The 15,266-nt window shown below is 68.1% G+C and carries 14 protein-coding genes; 8 read left to right on the plus strand and 6 right to left on the minus strand.

The features are described 5' to 3' along the window. Nucleotides 1–44: 44 nt before the first annotated feature. The 3 genes from HPY32_RS30490 to HPY32_RS30500 all read right to left on the minus strand — a co-directional run bounded on the left by HPY32_RS30490 (nt 45) and on the right by HPY32_RS30500 (nt 3,037). Nucleotides 45–863: an alpha/beta fold hydrolase gene (locus HPY32_RS30490; RefSeq protein ID WP_067577999.1), complete on the minus strand. Its 819-nt coding sequence runs from the start codon at nt 861–863 to the stop codon at nt 45–47. Nucleotides 864–1,125: 262 nt separating this feature from the next. Beyond that, nucleotides 1,126–2,352 carry a cytochrome P450 gene (locus tag HPY32_RS30495; protein WP_067578001.1) on the minus strand — a complete coding sequence of 409 codons (1,227 nt, stop codon included), beginning with the start codon at nt 2,350–2,352 and terminating at the stop codon, nt 1,126–1,128. Between the two features lie 43 nt (nt 2,353–2,395). Then, entirely contained in the window at nt 2,396–3,037 is a 642-nt protein-coding gene (locus HPY32_RS30500; RefSeq protein WP_067578003.1) for a DUF4097 family beta strand repeat-containing protein, read from the minus strand. 198 nt (nt 3,038–3,235) lie between these two features. Between HPY32_RS30500 and HPY32_RS30505 the strand changes: the two genes are divergently transcribed. Beyond that, nucleotides 3,236–6,373 (plus strand): ATP-binding protein, encoded by a 3,138-nt coding sequence (locus tag HPY32_RS30505; RefSeq protein ID WP_067578005.1) that lies wholly within the window; start codon nt 3,236–3,238, stop codon nt 6,371–6,373. On the opposite strand, the gene HPY32_RS30510 is transcribed toward HPY32_RS30505, so the two are convergent. After that, complete coding sequence (locus HPY32_RS30510; RefSeq protein WP_197696332.1) at nt 6,370–6,798, minus strand: aldo/keto reductase; 429 nt, start codon at nt 6,796–6,798, stop codon at nt 6,370–6,372. The two genes, HPY32_RS30505 and HPY32_RS30510, sit on opposite strands and share 4 nt — an antisense overlap. A 145-nt stretch (nt 6,799–6,943) precedes the next feature. Between HPY32_RS30510 and HPY32_RS30515 the strand changes: the two genes are divergently transcribed. Continuing rightward, complete coding sequence (locus tag HPY32_RS30515; RefSeq protein WP_067578009.1) at nt 6,944–7,432, plus strand: LURP-one-related/scramblase family protein; 489 nt, start codon at nt 6,944–6,946, stop codon at nt 7,430–7,432. A 6-nt stretch (nt 7,433–7,438) separates the two neighbouring features. Here the strand turns inward: HPY32_RS30515 and HPY32_RS30520 are convergent, their stop codons facing one another. Then, entirely contained in the window at nt 7,439–7,939 is a 501-nt protein-coding gene (locus HPY32_RS30520) for a hypothetical protein (protein ID WP_067578011.1), read from the minus strand. Nucleotides 7,940–8,088: 149 nt separating this feature from the next. On the opposite strand from HPY32_RS30520, the gene HPY32_RS30525 reads away from it, so the two are divergent. The 4 genes from HPY32_RS30525 to HPY32_RS30540 all read left to right on the plus strand — a co-directional run bounded on the left by HPY32_RS30525 (nt 8,089) and on the right by HPY32_RS30540 (nt 12,604). Then, nucleotides 8,089–9,312, plus strand: a complete 1,224-nt coding sequence (locus HPY32_RS30525; protein ID WP_067578013.1) for an LLM class flavin-dependent oxidoreductase — start codon at nt 8,089–8,091, stop codon at nt 9,310–9,312. Beyond that, the gene (locus HPY32_RS30530; protein ID WP_082870561.1) at nt 9,309–10,649 is read left to right on the plus strand and encodes a DoxX family protein; all 1,341 of its coding nucleotides are present in this window, start codon (nt 9,309–9,311) and stop codon (nt 10,647–10,649) included. The genes HPY32_RS30525 and HPY32_RS30530 overlap by 4 nt, the downstream gene beginning before the upstream one ends. Nucleotides 10,650–10,905: 256 nt before the next feature. Next, the gene (locus tag HPY32_RS30535) at nt 10,906–11,415 is read left to right on the plus strand and encodes a hypothetical protein (RefSeq protein WP_067578015.1); all 510 of its coding nucleotides are present in this window, start codon (nt 10,906–10,908) and stop codon (nt 11,413–11,415) included. Further along, complete coding sequence (locus HPY32_RS30540) at nt 11,408–12,604, plus strand: MAB_1171c family putative transporter (RefSeq protein WP_067578017.1); 1,197 nt, start codon at nt 11,408–11,410, stop codon at nt 12,602–12,604. The genes HPY32_RS30535 and HPY32_RS30540 overlap by 8 nt, the downstream gene beginning before the upstream one ends. Here HPY32_RS30540 and HPY32_RS30545 read toward each other — a convergent pair. Next, nucleotides 12,580–13,008: a hypothetical protein gene (locus HPY32_RS30545; protein WP_067578020.1), complete on the minus strand. Its 429-nt coding sequence runs from the start codon at nt 13,006–13,008 to the stop codon at nt 12,580–12,582. The genes HPY32_RS30540 and HPY32_RS30545 overlap by 25 nt on opposite strands. 242 nt (nt 13,009–13,250) lie before the next feature. Here HPY32_RS30545 and HPY32_RS30550 point away from each other — a divergent pair, with 242 nt between their 5' ends. Together HPY32_RS30550 and HPY32_RS30555 are read left to right on the plus strand one after the other, a co-directional pair. Further along, nucleotides 13,251–14,246, plus strand: coding sequence for a ParB/RepB/Spo0J family partition protein (locus HPY32_RS30550; RefSeq protein WP_231951305.1), 996 nt, complete (start codon nt 13,251–13,253; stop codon nt 14,244–14,246). 205 nt (nt 14,247–14,451) lie between these two features. Then, nucleotides 14,452–15,243, plus strand: coding sequence for an AfsR/SARP family transcriptional regulator (locus HPY32_RS30555; protein WP_067578024.1), 792 nt, complete (start codon nt 14,452–14,454; stop codon nt 15,241–15,243). Nucleotides 15,244–15,266: the final 23 nt, after the last annotated feature.

Raw genomic sequence — 15,266 nt, forward strand, 5'->3', positions numbered from 1 at the left:
GTAAAACTTCCGCGATGTTCACCTGTCGCCAATGACGCAAAGTCTCAACCGGAGCCGAAGTGTGGGGCACCGCCCTCGCGCAGATACTCCGGTAGGGAATCGCGCAGGGCGAACAGCTTCGTCGGCTGCTCGTCGGCGAGAAAATCCAGGATCATCCGGTTGACGAGTCCGGGCTTCTCGAGGGGTACGACGTGCGAGGAGCCGGGAATGACGGCGAGTTGCGCGTCGGGGATGGCCCTGCTCATCGCCGCGCTGTGCTCGACGGTCACCCCGTCCTCGTCACCCTGCATGAGCAGGGTGGGCGCCTGGATCCGGGCGAGGTCGCAGACGGCGATATTCGGCTCTTCCCGCCACATGCGCACCAGCTTGTCGTAGACGATCGGGAAATGGTCCGGGCCGTCCGGCGATGTCGTGTAGCTGTCGCGCAGGATCTCGGCCATGCGCGCGGACACCGGTTCCTCGAAAAGCTCACGGGTGAAAACCGTTGCGCCGTCGCGATTGGCGTAGGCGCCGATGGCGACGAGCTTGCGGACCAGGTCGGGCCGGTCCAGGGCGACCAGCAGCCCGACGATCCCGCCGTCGCTCCAGCCGACCAGATGCGCGGCCCCGATCCCGAGGGTGTCCAGGAATGCCGCCGTGTCCTCGGCCATGATCCGATAGCCGATCGGCCCGTCGACATCGGCGGTATGCCCGTGCCCGCGCCTTTCGGGCACATAGACCCGAAAGTGTTGCGACAACTCGGGAATCTGCCCGAGCCAGCTCTCCGCGCCGTTACCGCCGCCGTGCAGCAGGATAAGCGGCTCCCCCTCGCCATACACCTCGTAATAGGTGCGGACACCGCCCGCGGTCACATAGTCACTCATGAACGCACCCTGCCGCCGGATTCTTGCGCACCCCTTGCGCCTCGCTTGCGCGCCCGATCGCCCCTGTGGTCCTGGCGCGTCTCTCCTTGTGGTCCTGGCGCGTCTCCCCTTGTGGTCCTGGCGCGTCTCCCCTTGTGGTCCTGGCGCGTCTCCCCTTGTGGTCCCGGCGCGCCCCCCTGTGGTCCCGGCGCGTCTCCCCCTGTGGTCCCGGTGCGTCTCCCCCTGCGGTCCCGGCGTGCTTTTGGCCGGGACCACGCCACCGCTACGAAACCGCCTCCGTCCACGTAACCGGAAGCTCATGGACCCCATAGATATTCATATCGGTCCGCAGTCTCACCTCCTCGGCCGGGATGGCAAGCGCGAGGGTCGGGAAGCGGCGCAGCAGTCCGGTGAACCCGGCGCGCATCTCGATCCGGGCCAATTGCTGACCCAGGCACTGGTGGACGCCGTGACCGAAGGACACGTGACCGCGGGCCTTGCGAAAGATGTCGAGGGTGTCGGGGTTGTCGAAGCGGTAGGGGTCGTGGTTGGCGGCCAGCAGCGAGACCACGACGGTCGATCCCTTTCCTATTGTCTCGCCGCCGAGTTCGATGTCGTCGGTGGCGTAGCGGTAGAAGATATCCGCGATGGACAGATAGCGCAGGAGCTCTTCGACGGCGTCGGGCATCAGGTCCGGGTCGGCACGCAGCGCGGCCGCCTGATCGGGATGCTCCAGCAGCGCGAAGGTGCCCAGCGCCAGCATGTTCGCGGTGGTCTCGTGACCGGCGAGCAGCAGCAGGAACGCCATGCTGGTCAGTTCCTCGAGAGTGAGGTCGTCGTGGCGTGCCAGATCGGACAGGATGTCCTCACCGGGTGCGGCGCGTTTACTGGCGACCAGTTCGGCGAGGAAGGTGGTCAGCGCACCGTAGGCGGCCATCTTCTGCTCGAGCGTCTGGTCCTTGACCAGGAACTGGGCCGAGTTGGCCTGGAAGGTCTCCCGATCCTGGTAGGGCACGCCGAGCAGTTCGCAGATCACCAGCGACGGCACCGGCAGCGCGAACTCCCGGACCAGGTCGACCGGCGGGGTCAGCCGCGCCAGGTGATCGAGTTGCCGCTCGGCGATCTCGATAATGTGGTCCTCGAGCTGCCTCATGCGTTTGACGGTGAAGGCGCCGGTCAGCTTACGCCGCAACCGCGTATGGTCCGGCGGGTCCATGGCGATGAACAGGCCCGGCACCTGCGGCGACGGCTCGGTCGCCGCGGGCATGCCGGGAGTCTCGTAGGGGACGTGGATAATGCCCAGGTCCTGCCGGGAGCTGAACCGGGTATCGGCCAGCAGCCCGCGGACCGCCTCGTAACCGGTGACCAGCCAGCCCTCGTGGCCGTCGGGAAAGATCATCGGACTGACCGGGCGCACCGCACGCAATCGCGTGATCTCGCGCGGCGGATTGAACGGACCCGCGTTGCGCTCCATCGGAAGGCCGTGCGGGACAGGAACAGTGTCACTCATCGAATGTCCTCGGGCAGAGTCGATCGGTGGAAATACCGGAGAATCAGGCGGCGGTGGCGTGCCGAATAATGATGTTGCCGTACGCATTACGCGCATACACCTGCACGACGTCGCCATCGCCCGCCGCGCCGACCGGCTCCATCCGGTTCTGCACGGCGCCGTGCTGGGTGGTGGTTTCCAGTCGTGCCGCGCTGCCCGGGCGAATACCCACCTCCAGTTCGCCCGTGGAGGTCTCCAGGCGGAGCACCCCGCGCGCCGCCTCGCCGATGCGGATATCGCCCTTGGCGACCTTCGCGGTCACCGAACCGCTGGTGCGCTCGATATCGATGTCCCCGGCGGCGACCTCCAGCTCGCACTGGTCGAGTTCGCCGAGACCCACCACGCGGCCCACCCCGGCGCAGGCCGCCAGCCGGGAGCCGGTGGGCACCTCGATGGTCACCTCGATCGACGGATTGCCGCCGAACGGGCTGTAGGTGCGCCAGTCCTTCGGCGTCCGCACGGTCAGGGCGCCGGCGGCGAAATCGACCCGGGTCTGCTCGGCGGCACGCACATCCGCCTTCTTGGACGCGTCGGCGGGCCGGACCGCGACGACGGTGTCGGTGCGATCGGAGGCGATCACCGTGACCTCGCCGGAGAGCACATCAACGGTAATGGCGATCGGCTCCGGAGTCTGGAACGTGGGCATGACTTGTTCTCCTCGACAGTGTGATTCGGCTGGTGTGAATGCCCCTGCGGCGCTGTTCACACGGGATACTGTCGCCAGCCCGGCTGATACCGACCTGATACCGGTCTGATACGTGCCCTGACGCGGTGTTCTTCCTGGTCGGAGCCCGAATTGCCTGCCCGGCAAGGCGCCCGGAGCGGGCCACGGCAGAATGGTCGGGTGCAGATCGGGTTGCTTGGACCGCTCGACATCCGAGCAGACGACGGCGGAGTGATCGAGGTGCCGGGTGTCCGGTTACGGGCGCTGCTGATCGCCCTGGCGCTCGAACCCGATCGCGCGGTCCCGAAAGCGACGCTGGTCGACTGGATCTGGGGTGAGCAGCCGCCCGCCGATGCGGCGAATGCCTTGCAGGCGTTGGTCTCCCGGCTGCGGCGGGTGCTGCCGGACGGATCGCTCGACGGGCAGGCGGGGGGATACCGGCTCGCGGCGCCGCCCCGCGCCGTCGACGCCGTGCGCTTCGAACAGCTGCTGGACCAGGCCCGCGGCGGCGCCGACGCGCCTCGGGCCGAACTGCTGCGCGAGGCGCTGGGGCTGTGGCGCGGAACGTTCATGCAGGACATCGAGATACGCGACAGCGCGGCCGTCGACGCGGTGGCCACCCGGTTCGAGGGGCTGCGGCTGGCCGCGACGGAGGATCTGTACGAGGCGGAGATCCGCCTCGGCCGGGGGCCGGAGCTGGTCGCCGAGCTGACCGAGCTGGTGGCCCGGAATCCGGTGCGGGAGCGGCTCGTTGCCGCGCTGATGCGCGCGCTCGGCGGCGCGGGCCGCGGCGCCGAGGCGTTGGTCGTGTACCAGCGGACCCGGGAGGCGCTCGCCGACACGCTGGGCGTGGACCCCTCGGCGGAGCTGTCCGCGCTGCACGTCGCGCTGCTGCGCGGCGAGGTCGGCGCGCGCGACGACGACCGCAGGACGAACCTGCGCGCCGAATTGACCGGATTCGTCGGCGCCGCCGCCGATATCGCCGCCGTGCGCGGACTCATCGCCGACCATCGGCTCACCACCCTGACCGGGCCCGGCGGCTCGGGAAAGACCCGGCTGGCCACCGAAACCGCGCGGACCATGCTCGACGACCTGCCGGACGGGGCCTGGGTGGTGGAACTGGCGTCCGTCGGCGCGAGCGGTGACCCGGCGCAGGCGGCGCTCACCGCGCTCGGGCTGCGGGATTCGCTGCTCGGCGGCGCCCCGAACGCGGACCCGCTGGATCGGCTCGTCGCGGCGATCCGCGAGCGCGAGACGCTGCTGATCCTGGACAACTGCGAGCACGTGATCGAGGCCGCGGCCGCGTTCGCGCACCGGATCCTCGGGGAATGTCGGCGGCTGCGGATGCTGGCGACGAGCAGGGAACCGCTCGGCATTACGGGCGAGGCGATCTGGCGGGTCGAGCCGCTGGCGGTGCCCGCCGCGGACGCGGACCCCGGCCGGATCGAATCCTCCCCCGCCGTTCGGCTGCTGCGGGACCGGGCCGGTGCGGTGCGCACCGATCTCACCGCCGATGCCCACACCCTGGCGACCATGGCGCGCGTCTGCCGGGCGCTCGACGGGATTCCGCTGGCAATCGAATTGGCGGCGGCCCGCTTACGCACCATGTCCCTCGATCAGCTCGCCACCCGCCTCGACGATCGGTTCCGCCTGCTGACCGGCGGCAGCCGCACCGCGCTGCCGCGGCACCGGACGCTGCGCGCGGTGGTCGACTGGAGCTGGGAATTGCTCACCGACGCCGAACGGCTGGTGCTGCGCCGCCTCGCGGTGTTCTCCGGCGGCGCGAGTCTGGAAGCGGCCGAACAGGTTTGCGCGGGTGACACCGTCGAGGCGGGGGACGTGCTCGAGCTGCTGACCGCGCTGACCGAGAAATCGCTGCTGCTCCCCGCGGGCGGCGGCGGGCCGCGCTACCGCATGCTCGACACCATCGCGCAGTACGCCCGGGACCGGCTCGCGGAGGCGGGGGAGGCGGAGGCGGCCCGCCGGGCGCATCTCGCGTACTTCACCGGGCTCGCCGACACCGCCGAACCGCACCTGCGCCGCGCCGAGCAGCTGGAGTGGCTGGCCACGCTCGACGCCGAATACGACAATATCGCCGCCGCGATGCGGGGCGCGCTCGCCGCCGGGGAGGCGGCCGCGGCGATGCGGCTCGCGGCGGTCGCGGGATGGTACTGGTGGCTCAGCGGGCACAAGGTCGAGGGGATGGAGCTGCTCACCGCGGCCGCCGACCTGCCCGGCGAGGTGGACGACGAGACCCGGGCCGTGGTGTACGGGCTGGTCGCGCACTTCCTGACCACCGGGCCGGGCGACGACCACCAGGTGGCGGAATGGATTCGCAAGGCGTACCGGTTCGGTCGCCGCGGCCGGGCCCGCTACCCGTGGCTGGCGCTGGTCGACGCGCTGGAACGCATGCTGCGGGGGCCGGACGCGCTGCCGACCGCGTTCGAACCGCTGCTCACCCATGACGATCCCTGGGTGCGCGCGCTGGCCCGGTTGCAGATGGGCAGGTCGCGGATCTCGGTCGGCCGGTCGGGGCGGGAGGTGGACGCGTATCTCGAGACCGCGCTCGCCGAGTTCCGGGCCGTCGGCGAGCGGTGGGGAATGTCGTTCGCCATGACCGAACTGGGGAATCGGCTCGCCGAGCGCGGCGAATTCGCCGCCGCCTTCGAGCTTTTCGACGAGGCGGTGGCGGTGGTCACCGAGGTCGGCGCGATCGAGGACGTCTTCCTGCTGCGGGCCCGTCAGGCCCAGCTGTACTGGCTGCTGGGCGATGCGGACGCCAGCGCGGCCGCCATGGCCGAGTCGCAGCGCCACGCCGACCGCTCCGCCTGGCCGAACCAACTGGCCCAACTCGCCCTGACGAAGGCGGAACTGGCGCGCTGGCGCGGCGACATCGCGGAGGCGTACCGCGAGATCGACACCGCGACAACCATACTGGGCGACGGCGCCGAGCAGCCGTACATCGGCGCGGTGGTACACGACCTGCGCGGCTACCTCGTCGACGGCCTCGCCGAGGCGCGCGAGCATCGCGCCGCGGCCCTGCGGGCGGCATCCGCCACGGGATACGCACCCCTCCTCGCCCAGATCCTGGTCGGTATCGCCGATCTGGCGTTGCGCGCGGACCGGGACGAGCAGGCCGCGCGCCTGCTCGCGGCCGGTGCCGCGGTCCGCGGCCTGCCCGATCGCTCGCACCCGGATGTGTCCCGCATCGAGCATGCGGCGCGACATCGCCTCGGCGACAAACGATTCGCCGAGGCGACGGCCGAAGGTGCGCGGGCGAACTGGCACGAGCTGGCCGAGGCCACGCTGCGGGGCTAGAGCCCCAGCCGGTTCAACGCCGCCGCCGGATAGCGGTCGCCCGCGACGGCCGCGCCGGGTACCGCCTCGGCGAGTCGCCGGATATGCTCGGCGGTCAACTCCAGATCGGCCGCGGCCGCGTTCTGTTCGAGGTATTCGGCGCGCTTGGTGCCGGGGATGGCCACGATGTCCTCGCCCTGCGCCAGCAGCCACGCGAGTGCCGCTTGCGCCGGGGCGCAGCCGATTTCGGCGGCGACGCGGGTGACATCGTCGGCCAGGGCGAGGTTGGCCGCGACGTTCTCCCGGGCGAATCGGGGCCAGCGTCGGCGATTGTCCTGGTCGGTGAGCTGGTCCCGGGTATCCAGAAACGCGGCCCCCAACTCGACGGCACGGTCCAGCGTGCGCAGCGATTCACCCTCCTCGGCCGCACCGTAGGCGAGGGACATGCCCATGCACCCCAACCCGATAGCGGGCACCCTTGTCCCGACAGCCCCGAGCGTTCGGTATCGCATCGATCGTTCCCTCCCTCGGCAGACGACAGGACGATCCTCGCGCACGGCGGTCGGTCTCCCGTCGAGGCACACTGTGCGTGTGCGATATGTGATGCGGCAGCGCGTGTTGAGCCTCGGGCAGGACTACTGGGTGACCGACGACGCGGGGAACCGGGCCTTTCTCGTCGACGGGAAGGTGCTGGCGTTTCGCCGGACCTTCGAGCTGAAGGGGCCGCGGGGCGAGGTGTACGCGGTGGGGCGCAAGCGGCTGATCGCGCTGCGGGACACCATGGTCGTGCGGGTCGGCGGGGCGCATGCGGCGACGGTGCGCAAGAAGCTGTTCAGCCCGATTCGGCACAGCTTCACGATCGTGCTGGCCACCGGCGAGCGGTGGGAGGCGCGCGGTGACCTCATCGAGAAGAACTACACCCTCGAGGGACCGGGGGGAGTCGTCGCGCAGACCTCACGCAAGTGGTTCCGCATCCGCGACACGTACGGCGTGGAGATCTACCACCCGGATGTGCCGCTGGCATTGGCGATCGTGGTGTGCATCGACGAGCTGGTCGCCGCCGAGCGCGGCCGGGAATGACACGGCCTAGCCGTTCGTCCCGGCTGCGTCGGCGGTGGTGGGCATCGAGACCGCGGTGAGGTGTCGCTGCTCCGCCTGCGGTGCGCGCTGCCGTAGTGCCCGCGCGGCGAACCACAGCGCGCCGATCCCGATGGGGAATTCCAGGCAGATGGCCATCAGCAGCGATGTCGTGAATCCGCCGCTGGACAGCGAGGTTCCGATATCGAAGACGCCGTCGGCGAAGAACAGTCCGGCGCCGACGGCGGCGCTGAGCGCGGCGGTGGGGCTACGGCGTAAGAGCAGCAGCAGCGTCACCGCCGCGCTGATCGCCTCGGCGGTGTCGAGTCCGAGCCACAGCAGCGGCCAATGTCCCACCCGCACGGTCTGCGGGAGCGTGTAGTACAACCAGACGCACCACGGAATCAGCAGTACCGCAATGGCTCCGGCACCCGCCATGGCCCATCGGCGCGAGGGGGACAGCCCGGTCCAGCGGGTCGTGGTGGCGGCGTGTTCCGGGCAACTCAACATGTCTTTCAGTGTGGCTACCACGAATAGGTAAGTCAGCCAAGGATACCGACGAATCGGGGGTAGGGTTTTCCCTCCTCATATAGGTCCAGTATTGCCCGTTGCCCCAGGCTGAAGCCGGACCTGTTACCCGACAAGACCGGAGCCGCACGATGAAGTTTGGTCTGTTCTTCGAACTCCAAGAACCCAAGCCCTGGGTCGAAGGCGGCGCCCACCGCATCGCCAAGCAGACCATCGACCAGATCGAATTGGCCGACAAACTGGGTTTCGACTACGCGTGGATGGTGGAGCACCACTTCCTCGAGGAGTACAGCCACTCCTCCGCGCCGGAGGTGGTGCTCGCGGCGGCCAGCCAGCGCACCAAGCAGATCCGGCTCGGCCACGGGGTCATGGTCATCACGCCGAAGATCAACCATCCGGCGCGGGTGGCCGAACGCATCAGCATGCTCGACCTCATCTCCGACGGCCGAGTCGAATTCGGCTCCGGCGAGTCGTCCACCCCGGTCGAGCTGGGCGGCTTCGATGTCGAGTGGAACTCCAAACAGGCCGCGTGCGAGGAGTCGCTGGAGGCGATCATCCGCATGTTCGCCGAGCAGCCGTTCGCCGGTTTCCAGGGCGAATACGTCCGGATGCCGCCGCGCAACGTGCTGCCCAAACCGCTCCAGCGACCACACCCCCCGCTGTGGCGCTCGGCCTCCCGCCGAGACGGCATCGTCGAGGCCGCCAAGCGGGGTACGGGCGCGCTCACCCTGTCCTTCCTCGGCCCGGAGGAAGCCGGAAAGTGGGTCGACGACTATTACGCGACAATCGAATCCGAGGACTGCGTCCCCGTGGGGCGTTCGGTGAATCCGAACGTGGCCATGACCATGTACCTGATGGCGCACGAAGACGAGGCGGTAGCCAGGAGACAGGGCCTGGCCAGCCACGAGTTCTTCGCCAGGGCCGTCATCTACTACTACCGATACGGCCGCCCGATGCCCGGCCACACCAACCTGTGGCAGGACCTCGGCATCCCGGATGTGGAGGCGGGCATCGCCGAGCCCTCGGCCACCGCGGGCTCCGCGTTCGACGGCGTGGGCACCCCCGAACAGATCAAGGCCAACCTGCGCAAATACGAGGAAGTCGGCGTGGACCAGATCCTGCTGATCTGCCAAACCGGCAGAATCCCCCACGACCAGATCTGCGCCTCCCTGGAACTGTTCGCCCGCGAGGTCATGCCGGAATTCCACGAACGAGACGAGGCCCGCGAGAAAGCCAAGCTGACCCGACTGGCCCCGGCCATCGAAAAGGCGTTGAGCCGCAGACGAGTCCCCGTCCCGAAGATCGAGGACGGCTACCGCATCGAGCCGCCCCCGGGGCCTCGGACCAAGAAATGAGTACGTATGTGGATTCGATGGTGTTGCCCGACGATCAGGTGGTGACCGCGGAGCCGCCGCGGCGGCGCTGGAGCCCGGCCACCCGCGTGGCGTTCCGGTTCTGCTTCGTCTACTTTCTGTCGTTCTGCCTCAGCGTCGAACTGGTCACGGTGTGGTGGGGAGGATTCCTCACCAAGGATGCGGGTGAGCGCGTCATCGGGTGGGAGTCCCGGCAACTGAGCCCGATCGTCGCCTGGGTCGGCGCGCACGTGTTCGGGGTGCGATCGCAGTACCATCCCTCGCGCGGCGGCGACATCATGTACTACTGGGTGTGGGTGTTCTGCCTGCTCGTCCTGGCCGCGGTCGCCACCGTCGTCTGGTCGGTCCTGGACCGGCGGCGCGTGCGATATCCGGTGCTGCACACGTGGTTTCAGGTATTTCTGCGGATCTGCCTGGCGTCGCAGATGTTCTACTACGGCACGATCAAGGTGTTCCCGATCCAGATGCGGTTCGAGCTGGCCAGGATGGTCGAGCCGTGGGGCGATTTCAGTCCGATGAGCGTGCTGTGGCAGCAGGTCGCCTCGTCGCGGCCGTACGAGATGTCTTTGGGGGCAGCCGAAATCGTCGCCGGGCTGCTGCTGATCGTGCCGCGCGTCGCGCCGTTGGGTGCGGTGCTCAGCGCGGTGTCCATGCTGCAGGTGTTCCTGTTGAACCTGAGTTTCGATGTGCCGGTGAAGCTCTACGCGTTGCATCTGCTGCTGATCGCCGTCGTCCTGGCCGCGCCCCACCTGCGTCGACTCATGGAGGTGTTCGTCAGCGACCACCCGGTCGAACGGCCGCGCGAGCATGCGTTGTTCGGCACGGCGCGCGCCAACCGGATCGCGGTGGGAGCCCAAGTGCTGCTGGGGATCTGGATCCTGGCCGCGCTCGTGGACCGGGGCTGGACCATCACCAGGCAGGAGGAGCCGAGGTCGCCGCTGTACGGCATCTGGGACGTCGCGGAGTACTCCGTCGCCGGTCAGGAACTGCCGCCGCTGATCACGGACACGCAACGCTGGCGTCGCATCGTGTTCGACGACGTGCCCGCGCAGACGTCCGTGCAGTCGATGAACGACTCGTTGACCCGGTACCGCGCCGACGTCGATCAGGACCGGCACACCCTGAGCCTGACGGACCCGGGCAGTCACGCCCGACTCTGCGTGCTGACCTACACCAGGCCCCGGCCCGACCGTCTCACCCTGGACGGGCAACTCGACGGCCGACCCGTGCACATGGCTCTCGAACTGCTCGACCTACAGAAATTCCCGCAGCTCAGCCGGGGTTTCCACTGGGTGCAGGAAGATCAGTACAAGCATTAGCCGGGTGCGCGCCGCCCGTCGGTTCGCCGTGCAGGCTCGCGAGGCGAGGCTTGCACGGCGAATCGCTATGTCACAGGAGGTCTTTCACCAATCGTTCGAAGCACAATGCTGGAATGCGCTGTGTTCCAATGATTTTCCTGTAGGGTGAGGTCCAGCTCGGGAAAAGACACACGTTTCTTCTCGGCTGTGGCCGTGCGGGGAGGCAAGGCTGGTTACTGCCGCTGTCCGCTTCAGTTCACCCAAGGGGGCACCACATATGAGTCAGCGTCGACTTCGTTGGTACGGCCGCGCCGTGCTCGGTGAGATCACCTTGCCGCGCCCGTTCTCGGTTCAGGTCCTCTGCGATTCGATCGCCCGACAACGCCGCAGACGGCTCTATCTGCACCCGCTGTCCGAACAGTCCGGGGAGGGGGCGCCGTGCGGCATGTGGATCGCGACCGATGTCGCCGACCACATCTTCTACGAGCAGAAGACCAGCTCGTTTCATCAGGACCACATCATCCTCCACGAGATCGGGCATATCCTCTGCGGGCACAACGTCACTCGGCTCGTGGAACAGGAGTACCCGCTGCTCGCCGACGGCACGGCGGACGAGGTCCTCACCCGCCGGGCGCTGGCTCGAACCAGTTACACGACCCGGCAGGAACAAGAGGCCGAGATGGTGGCCAGCCTCATTCTGGAACGGGCCGCGACCGTCCAGGCGAACCCGGTGACCGGCTCGGAATGGCGGCTCGGCGCGGCGCTGGGGGCCATCGACCATGTATGAGAAGGTTCATCTGGTACTTCTCATTCTCTGTTCCGTCGTCGTATTGGCTCGTGTTTCCGCCGTATGGCATCCGCGGCAGCGCCCGCTCTGGCTCGCGCTGTTGATGCTGGGCCTGGGGCTGGCGATGATCCAGCCGCCGATGGCCCGGGGGTTTCGCCATCTGGTCGGCATCACGAACCTGGAGAGCCTGGCCTCGAGCCTGCTGGCGGTCGGAGTGGCCACGACGCTGTTCACGTTCGCGCTACAGACGTACCGGTCGAACGAATACCGATCCGCGCCCTTCCCGCGCTCGGTGTACGCGTGGGGCGTGCTCACGGCCGTGACGATGGCGATCACGTTCGCCATGGTCACGGTGCGGGCGATCCCCACCCGGGCCCGGTTCCTTCCGATGCCGGACACATTCACCGTGCACACGGTGTACTGGGTCACGTACCTGCTGTACATGATCGGCGTGACCACCTGGTCCGCGATATTGTTCTGCCGCTGCGTTCCTCGAATTCACACCCGGCTGTTACGCGCCGCGGTGCTGTCGTTGGCCATCGCCGAGTGCGCCTTCCTCGGGTTCCTCCTCACCCGTGTCGCGGCGATGTTCTCGTCGTCCGCCAAGATGCTGCCGCTGGGAATGTATGTGTCGGCCGTCCACTCCGTCGCCGTCATCGTCGGATGCTCCATCGCCGCCGTGCTGCCGATGAAGCGATCGGTGGCCAACTGGTGGCACTGCGCGCGGCTGTATCCGCTCTGGAGGGCGCTGTGCCACGCGCTGCCGCATATCACGCTGAACCCGCCGCGCCCGAGACTGATCGACGCGCTGACCCTGCACGACAGCCAACTGCGGCTGCACCGGCGGCTCATCGAGATCCGCGACGGCCTGCTGATCATGCACGACTGGATCACGCCCGAACACCTCGCCCGCATTCACGACGCCCTGCGCGCCGAGAGGCTGAGCGAGGACCGGCGAGAAGCCGCCGCGACCGCGTGCTGGCTCAGAATAGCGTTGCAGGCCAAGGAGATCGGGCGTGCCCGCAGCAAGAACTCGCTCGACCTCGTCCGCCGGGGCGGTGTCGATGCGCGGACCGAGCTGCGCTGGCTCCGCAAGGTCGCCGACGCCTGGCACTCGCCCCTCGTCGCCGACTGCGCCCGGGCGATCGCGGCCTCGCGGGACGGCTATGCGCTGGGGTCGACGGGGTGATCGAGCCTTTCTATCTCGCGGGCGCGCTCGACCATCTCGAGAATCGCCCGCTGGCTCTGCTCGGACAAGCCGTCGGACCGCAGCGCGATCATGCGGACACCGCGCGAGTTGAGCGCGGCGGCGAGTTCCATGTCCTCATCGGTCAATTCTTGGTCGAGAAAATAGGCCGGTGATTTACCGAAGAACTTCGCCAGCGCCTGCAGGCGCGGGCCGGTGGGGTTGCCGCGCTGTCCGGTGCGGAGCATCCAGAGATAGCCGGTGGATATTGCCAGGCCGGTCTGCTCCCGTATTTCCCTGGCGATCACCGCGTTGCCCGGGGGTTTCGGTAGGTGCTTCCAGCGTTCCTCGATCAGGGCGTTGAGCTTGGCGGCGAGGGGGCCAGGGTCGTCGGCGGGGATGCTCACGGGGAAGATCAGCTCCTTCGGCTCGACAGCTCGAGCGAGCTTACATTCACTGTATTGAACAGATTTGCCCGAGTCAATCCTTGCTTGTTCAAAGTAGTTGACAAGGAGTGCGGGGTCTGGCACCTTGACTCGTGGGGCTCCGGGTGTATCCGGCCCTGGGGGAGGAGTGCGGTTTCGGCATGTGGATTCGACAACAGCAGAGATTGATGGCCTCGAGCTATGGACTTGCAGGGAAATCCTCGATGAGCGCCGCGGAACCACTCCACCGACTGCCGTTCTGCTCGAACGTCGTCGAACTGCCGATCTCCGATGTCCTGCCGTCGGATTCGTCCCCGCGTACCGAGGGAGTGAGCGCGGGTCATGTCCGTATGCTGGCCGAATCGCTGACGGCGTTTCCGCCGATCGTGGTCTATCGCGACACCATGCAGGTCGTCGATGGCTGGCATCGGTTGCACGCGGCTCGACTTCGCGGTGATACGACCATTGCCGCCGTGTTTTTCGACGGCGGCCCCGCCGAGGCGTTCGTGCTGGCGGTGAAGCTCAATTCCACCCATGGGCTGCCGTTGTCGCTGGCCGACCGGAAGGCCGCCGCGTTCCGGATCCTGCTGTCGTATCCGGACTGGTCGAACCGGCGGGTGGCCGAGGTCGTGGGCCTGTCCGACAAGACGATCGCCGCCGTCCGGCGGGGGGCCGGTGCGGAAATTCCGCACCGGGCCGACGAGCGGGTGGGTCGCGACGGCGTCGCGTATCCGGTCAGGGCCGGGGAGGGGCGCCGCCGTGCGCTGGATTTCCTCGATGCCCACCCCGAGGCATCGGCGAGGGAAGTGGCGCTGGGATCCGGCACCTCGCTCACGACCGCCAAGAAGGTGCGACGCGAGGTTCGCGCGGGCCGCGCGCTCGCCGCCGCGGAGGAGGGGTCCGGGATTCCTCGGTCCCCCGTGCTCGCCGAGCAGCCGAGCGATCACGGCGGATCCAGGGATCCCGGGACCATCGTGCGGATTCTGCGTGCGGACCCGTCGCTGCGTTTCACCGAGCACGGGCGCAAGCTGCTGCGAATGCTGGACAGCGTTCCGGCCGATCCCCGGCTGTGGGAATCGATGGCGGAAAGCCTTCCGGGGCATTGCGCGATCCTGGTGGGAGAACTGGCCCGGCAGTATTCGCTCAGCTGGCAGCAACTCGCGGAGACATTGGCTCGCCGTGCGGGCTCGGATCGAATCCCCGGCCATTTTCCGCGCTGAGACTCCGGGCGCCGGACCGTTGCATCCCTGTCCGGACCAGTCGTCATCGTTATAAGATCTCAATAGTCGATTCGCACACCGATCGACAATTCGATGAGTGGTTGCTCGACACGATCGGCGGCCATGGGTGGTATGACGTGCTCGGGGGTGTGATGAGAATACCGAAATTACACGATCCCGCGTCCGTCGGAGAAGCGGGAATGTTATGAAGCTGAGAATCCTGGGTCCCGTGGTGGCCGCGCGAAACGATGGTGCACTGGCCCTGCCGGGACGGAAATTGCAGACAATGCTCGCGGCGCTGCTGCTCGCCCGCGGGCAGGTCCTTTCCGACGATCGGCTCAGCTTCCTGCTGTGGGGCTGGAATCCGCCGACGACGGTGGACGCGCAAATCTACACCTACATATCCCGGCTGCGGAAGCGCCTGAGTCCGGACGTCGATGTGATCCGCCAGCCCCCAGGCTACCGGATCGATACGAAGGACGCCTGGGTCGATCTGGAAATGTTCGAGCAGCTGACCGATCGGGGTCGTCGGCGGCTGGCCACCGGGCTGTTCGACGAGGCGTCGGAATTGCTGCGGGCGGCACTCGATCTCTGGCGCGGTTCGGCGCTCACCAATGCCACCGAGTATCTGACCGAAGCGGAATTGCCGGTATTGGAGGAAGCCTGGACCACGGCGACCGAATATCGCATCGACGCCGATTTGGCCCTCGGCCGCTATCGGACATCGATCCCGGAACTCATCGGCCTGGTCGGCCGCTTTCCGTTCCGGGAACGGTTTCGGGTACAGCTGATGGCGGCGATGTATCAGTCGGGTCGGCAGGTCGACGCGCTGGCCGTCTACGAAAAGGGACGCCTGCTCCTCGCCGAGGAACTGGGTGTCGATCCCGGCCCCGATCTGGTGCGCGCGTTCCACGCCGTGCTGGACGCCGATCCCGGACTCTTCCCGCTGCTCGCCCTGCCTTCCGAGCCGACATCGATCGCCCTGCGGAACCCGTGATCCGCGCCCGCGTTTCCGGCCGC

It is taken from the genome of Nocardia terpenica (assembly GCF_013186535.1).
Classification (GTDB): Bacteria; Actinomycetota; Actinomycetes; order Mycobacteriales; family Mycobacteriaceae; genus Nocardia; species Nocardia terpenica.

Coding starts and splice junctions, on each gene's coding strand:
- HPY32_RS30550 (WP_231951305.1), top strand. CDS start 13,251: ATGAGCGCCGCGGAACCACTCCACCGACTGCCGTTCTGCTCGAACGTC.
- HPY32_RS30495 (WP_067578001.1), bottom strand. CDS start 2,352: ATGAGTGACACTGTTCCTGTCCCGCACGGCCTTCCGATGGAGCGCAAC.
- HPY32_RS30510 (WP_197696332.1), bottom strand. CDS start 6,798: ATGTCCCTCGCCTACGGTGCGGCCGAGGAGGGTGAATCGCTGCGCACG.
- HPY32_RS30500 (WP_067578003.1), bottom strand. CDS start 3,037: ATGCCCACGTTCCAGACTCCGGAGCCGATCGCCATTACCGTTGATGTG.
- HPY32_RS30530 (WP_082870561.1), top strand. CDS start 9,309: ATGAGTACGTATGTGGATTCGATGGTGTTGCCCGACGATCAGGTGGTG.
- HPY32_RS30520 (WP_067578011.1), bottom strand. CDS start 7,939: ATGTTGAGTTGCCCGGAACACGCCGCCACCACGACCCGCTGGACCGGG.
- HPY32_RS30525 (WP_067578013.1), top strand. CDS start 8,089: ATGAAGTTTGGTCTGTTCTTCGAACTCCAAGAACCCAAGCCCTGGGTC.
- HPY32_RS30555 (WP_067578024.1), top strand. CDS start 14,452: ATGAAGCTGAGAATCCTGGGTCCCGTGGTGGCCGCGCGAAACGATGGT.
- HPY32_RS30490 (WP_067577999.1), bottom strand. CDS start 863: ATGAGTGACTATGTGACCGCGGGCGGTGTCCGCACCTATTACGAGGTG.
- HPY32_RS30540 (WP_067578017.1), top strand. CDS start 11,408: ATGTATGAGAAGGTTCATCTGGTACTTCTCATTCTCTGTTCCGTCGTC.
- HPY32_RS30535 (WP_067578015.1), top strand. CDS start 10,906: ATGAGTCAGCGTCGACTTCGTTGGTACGGCCGCGCCGTGCTCGGTGAG.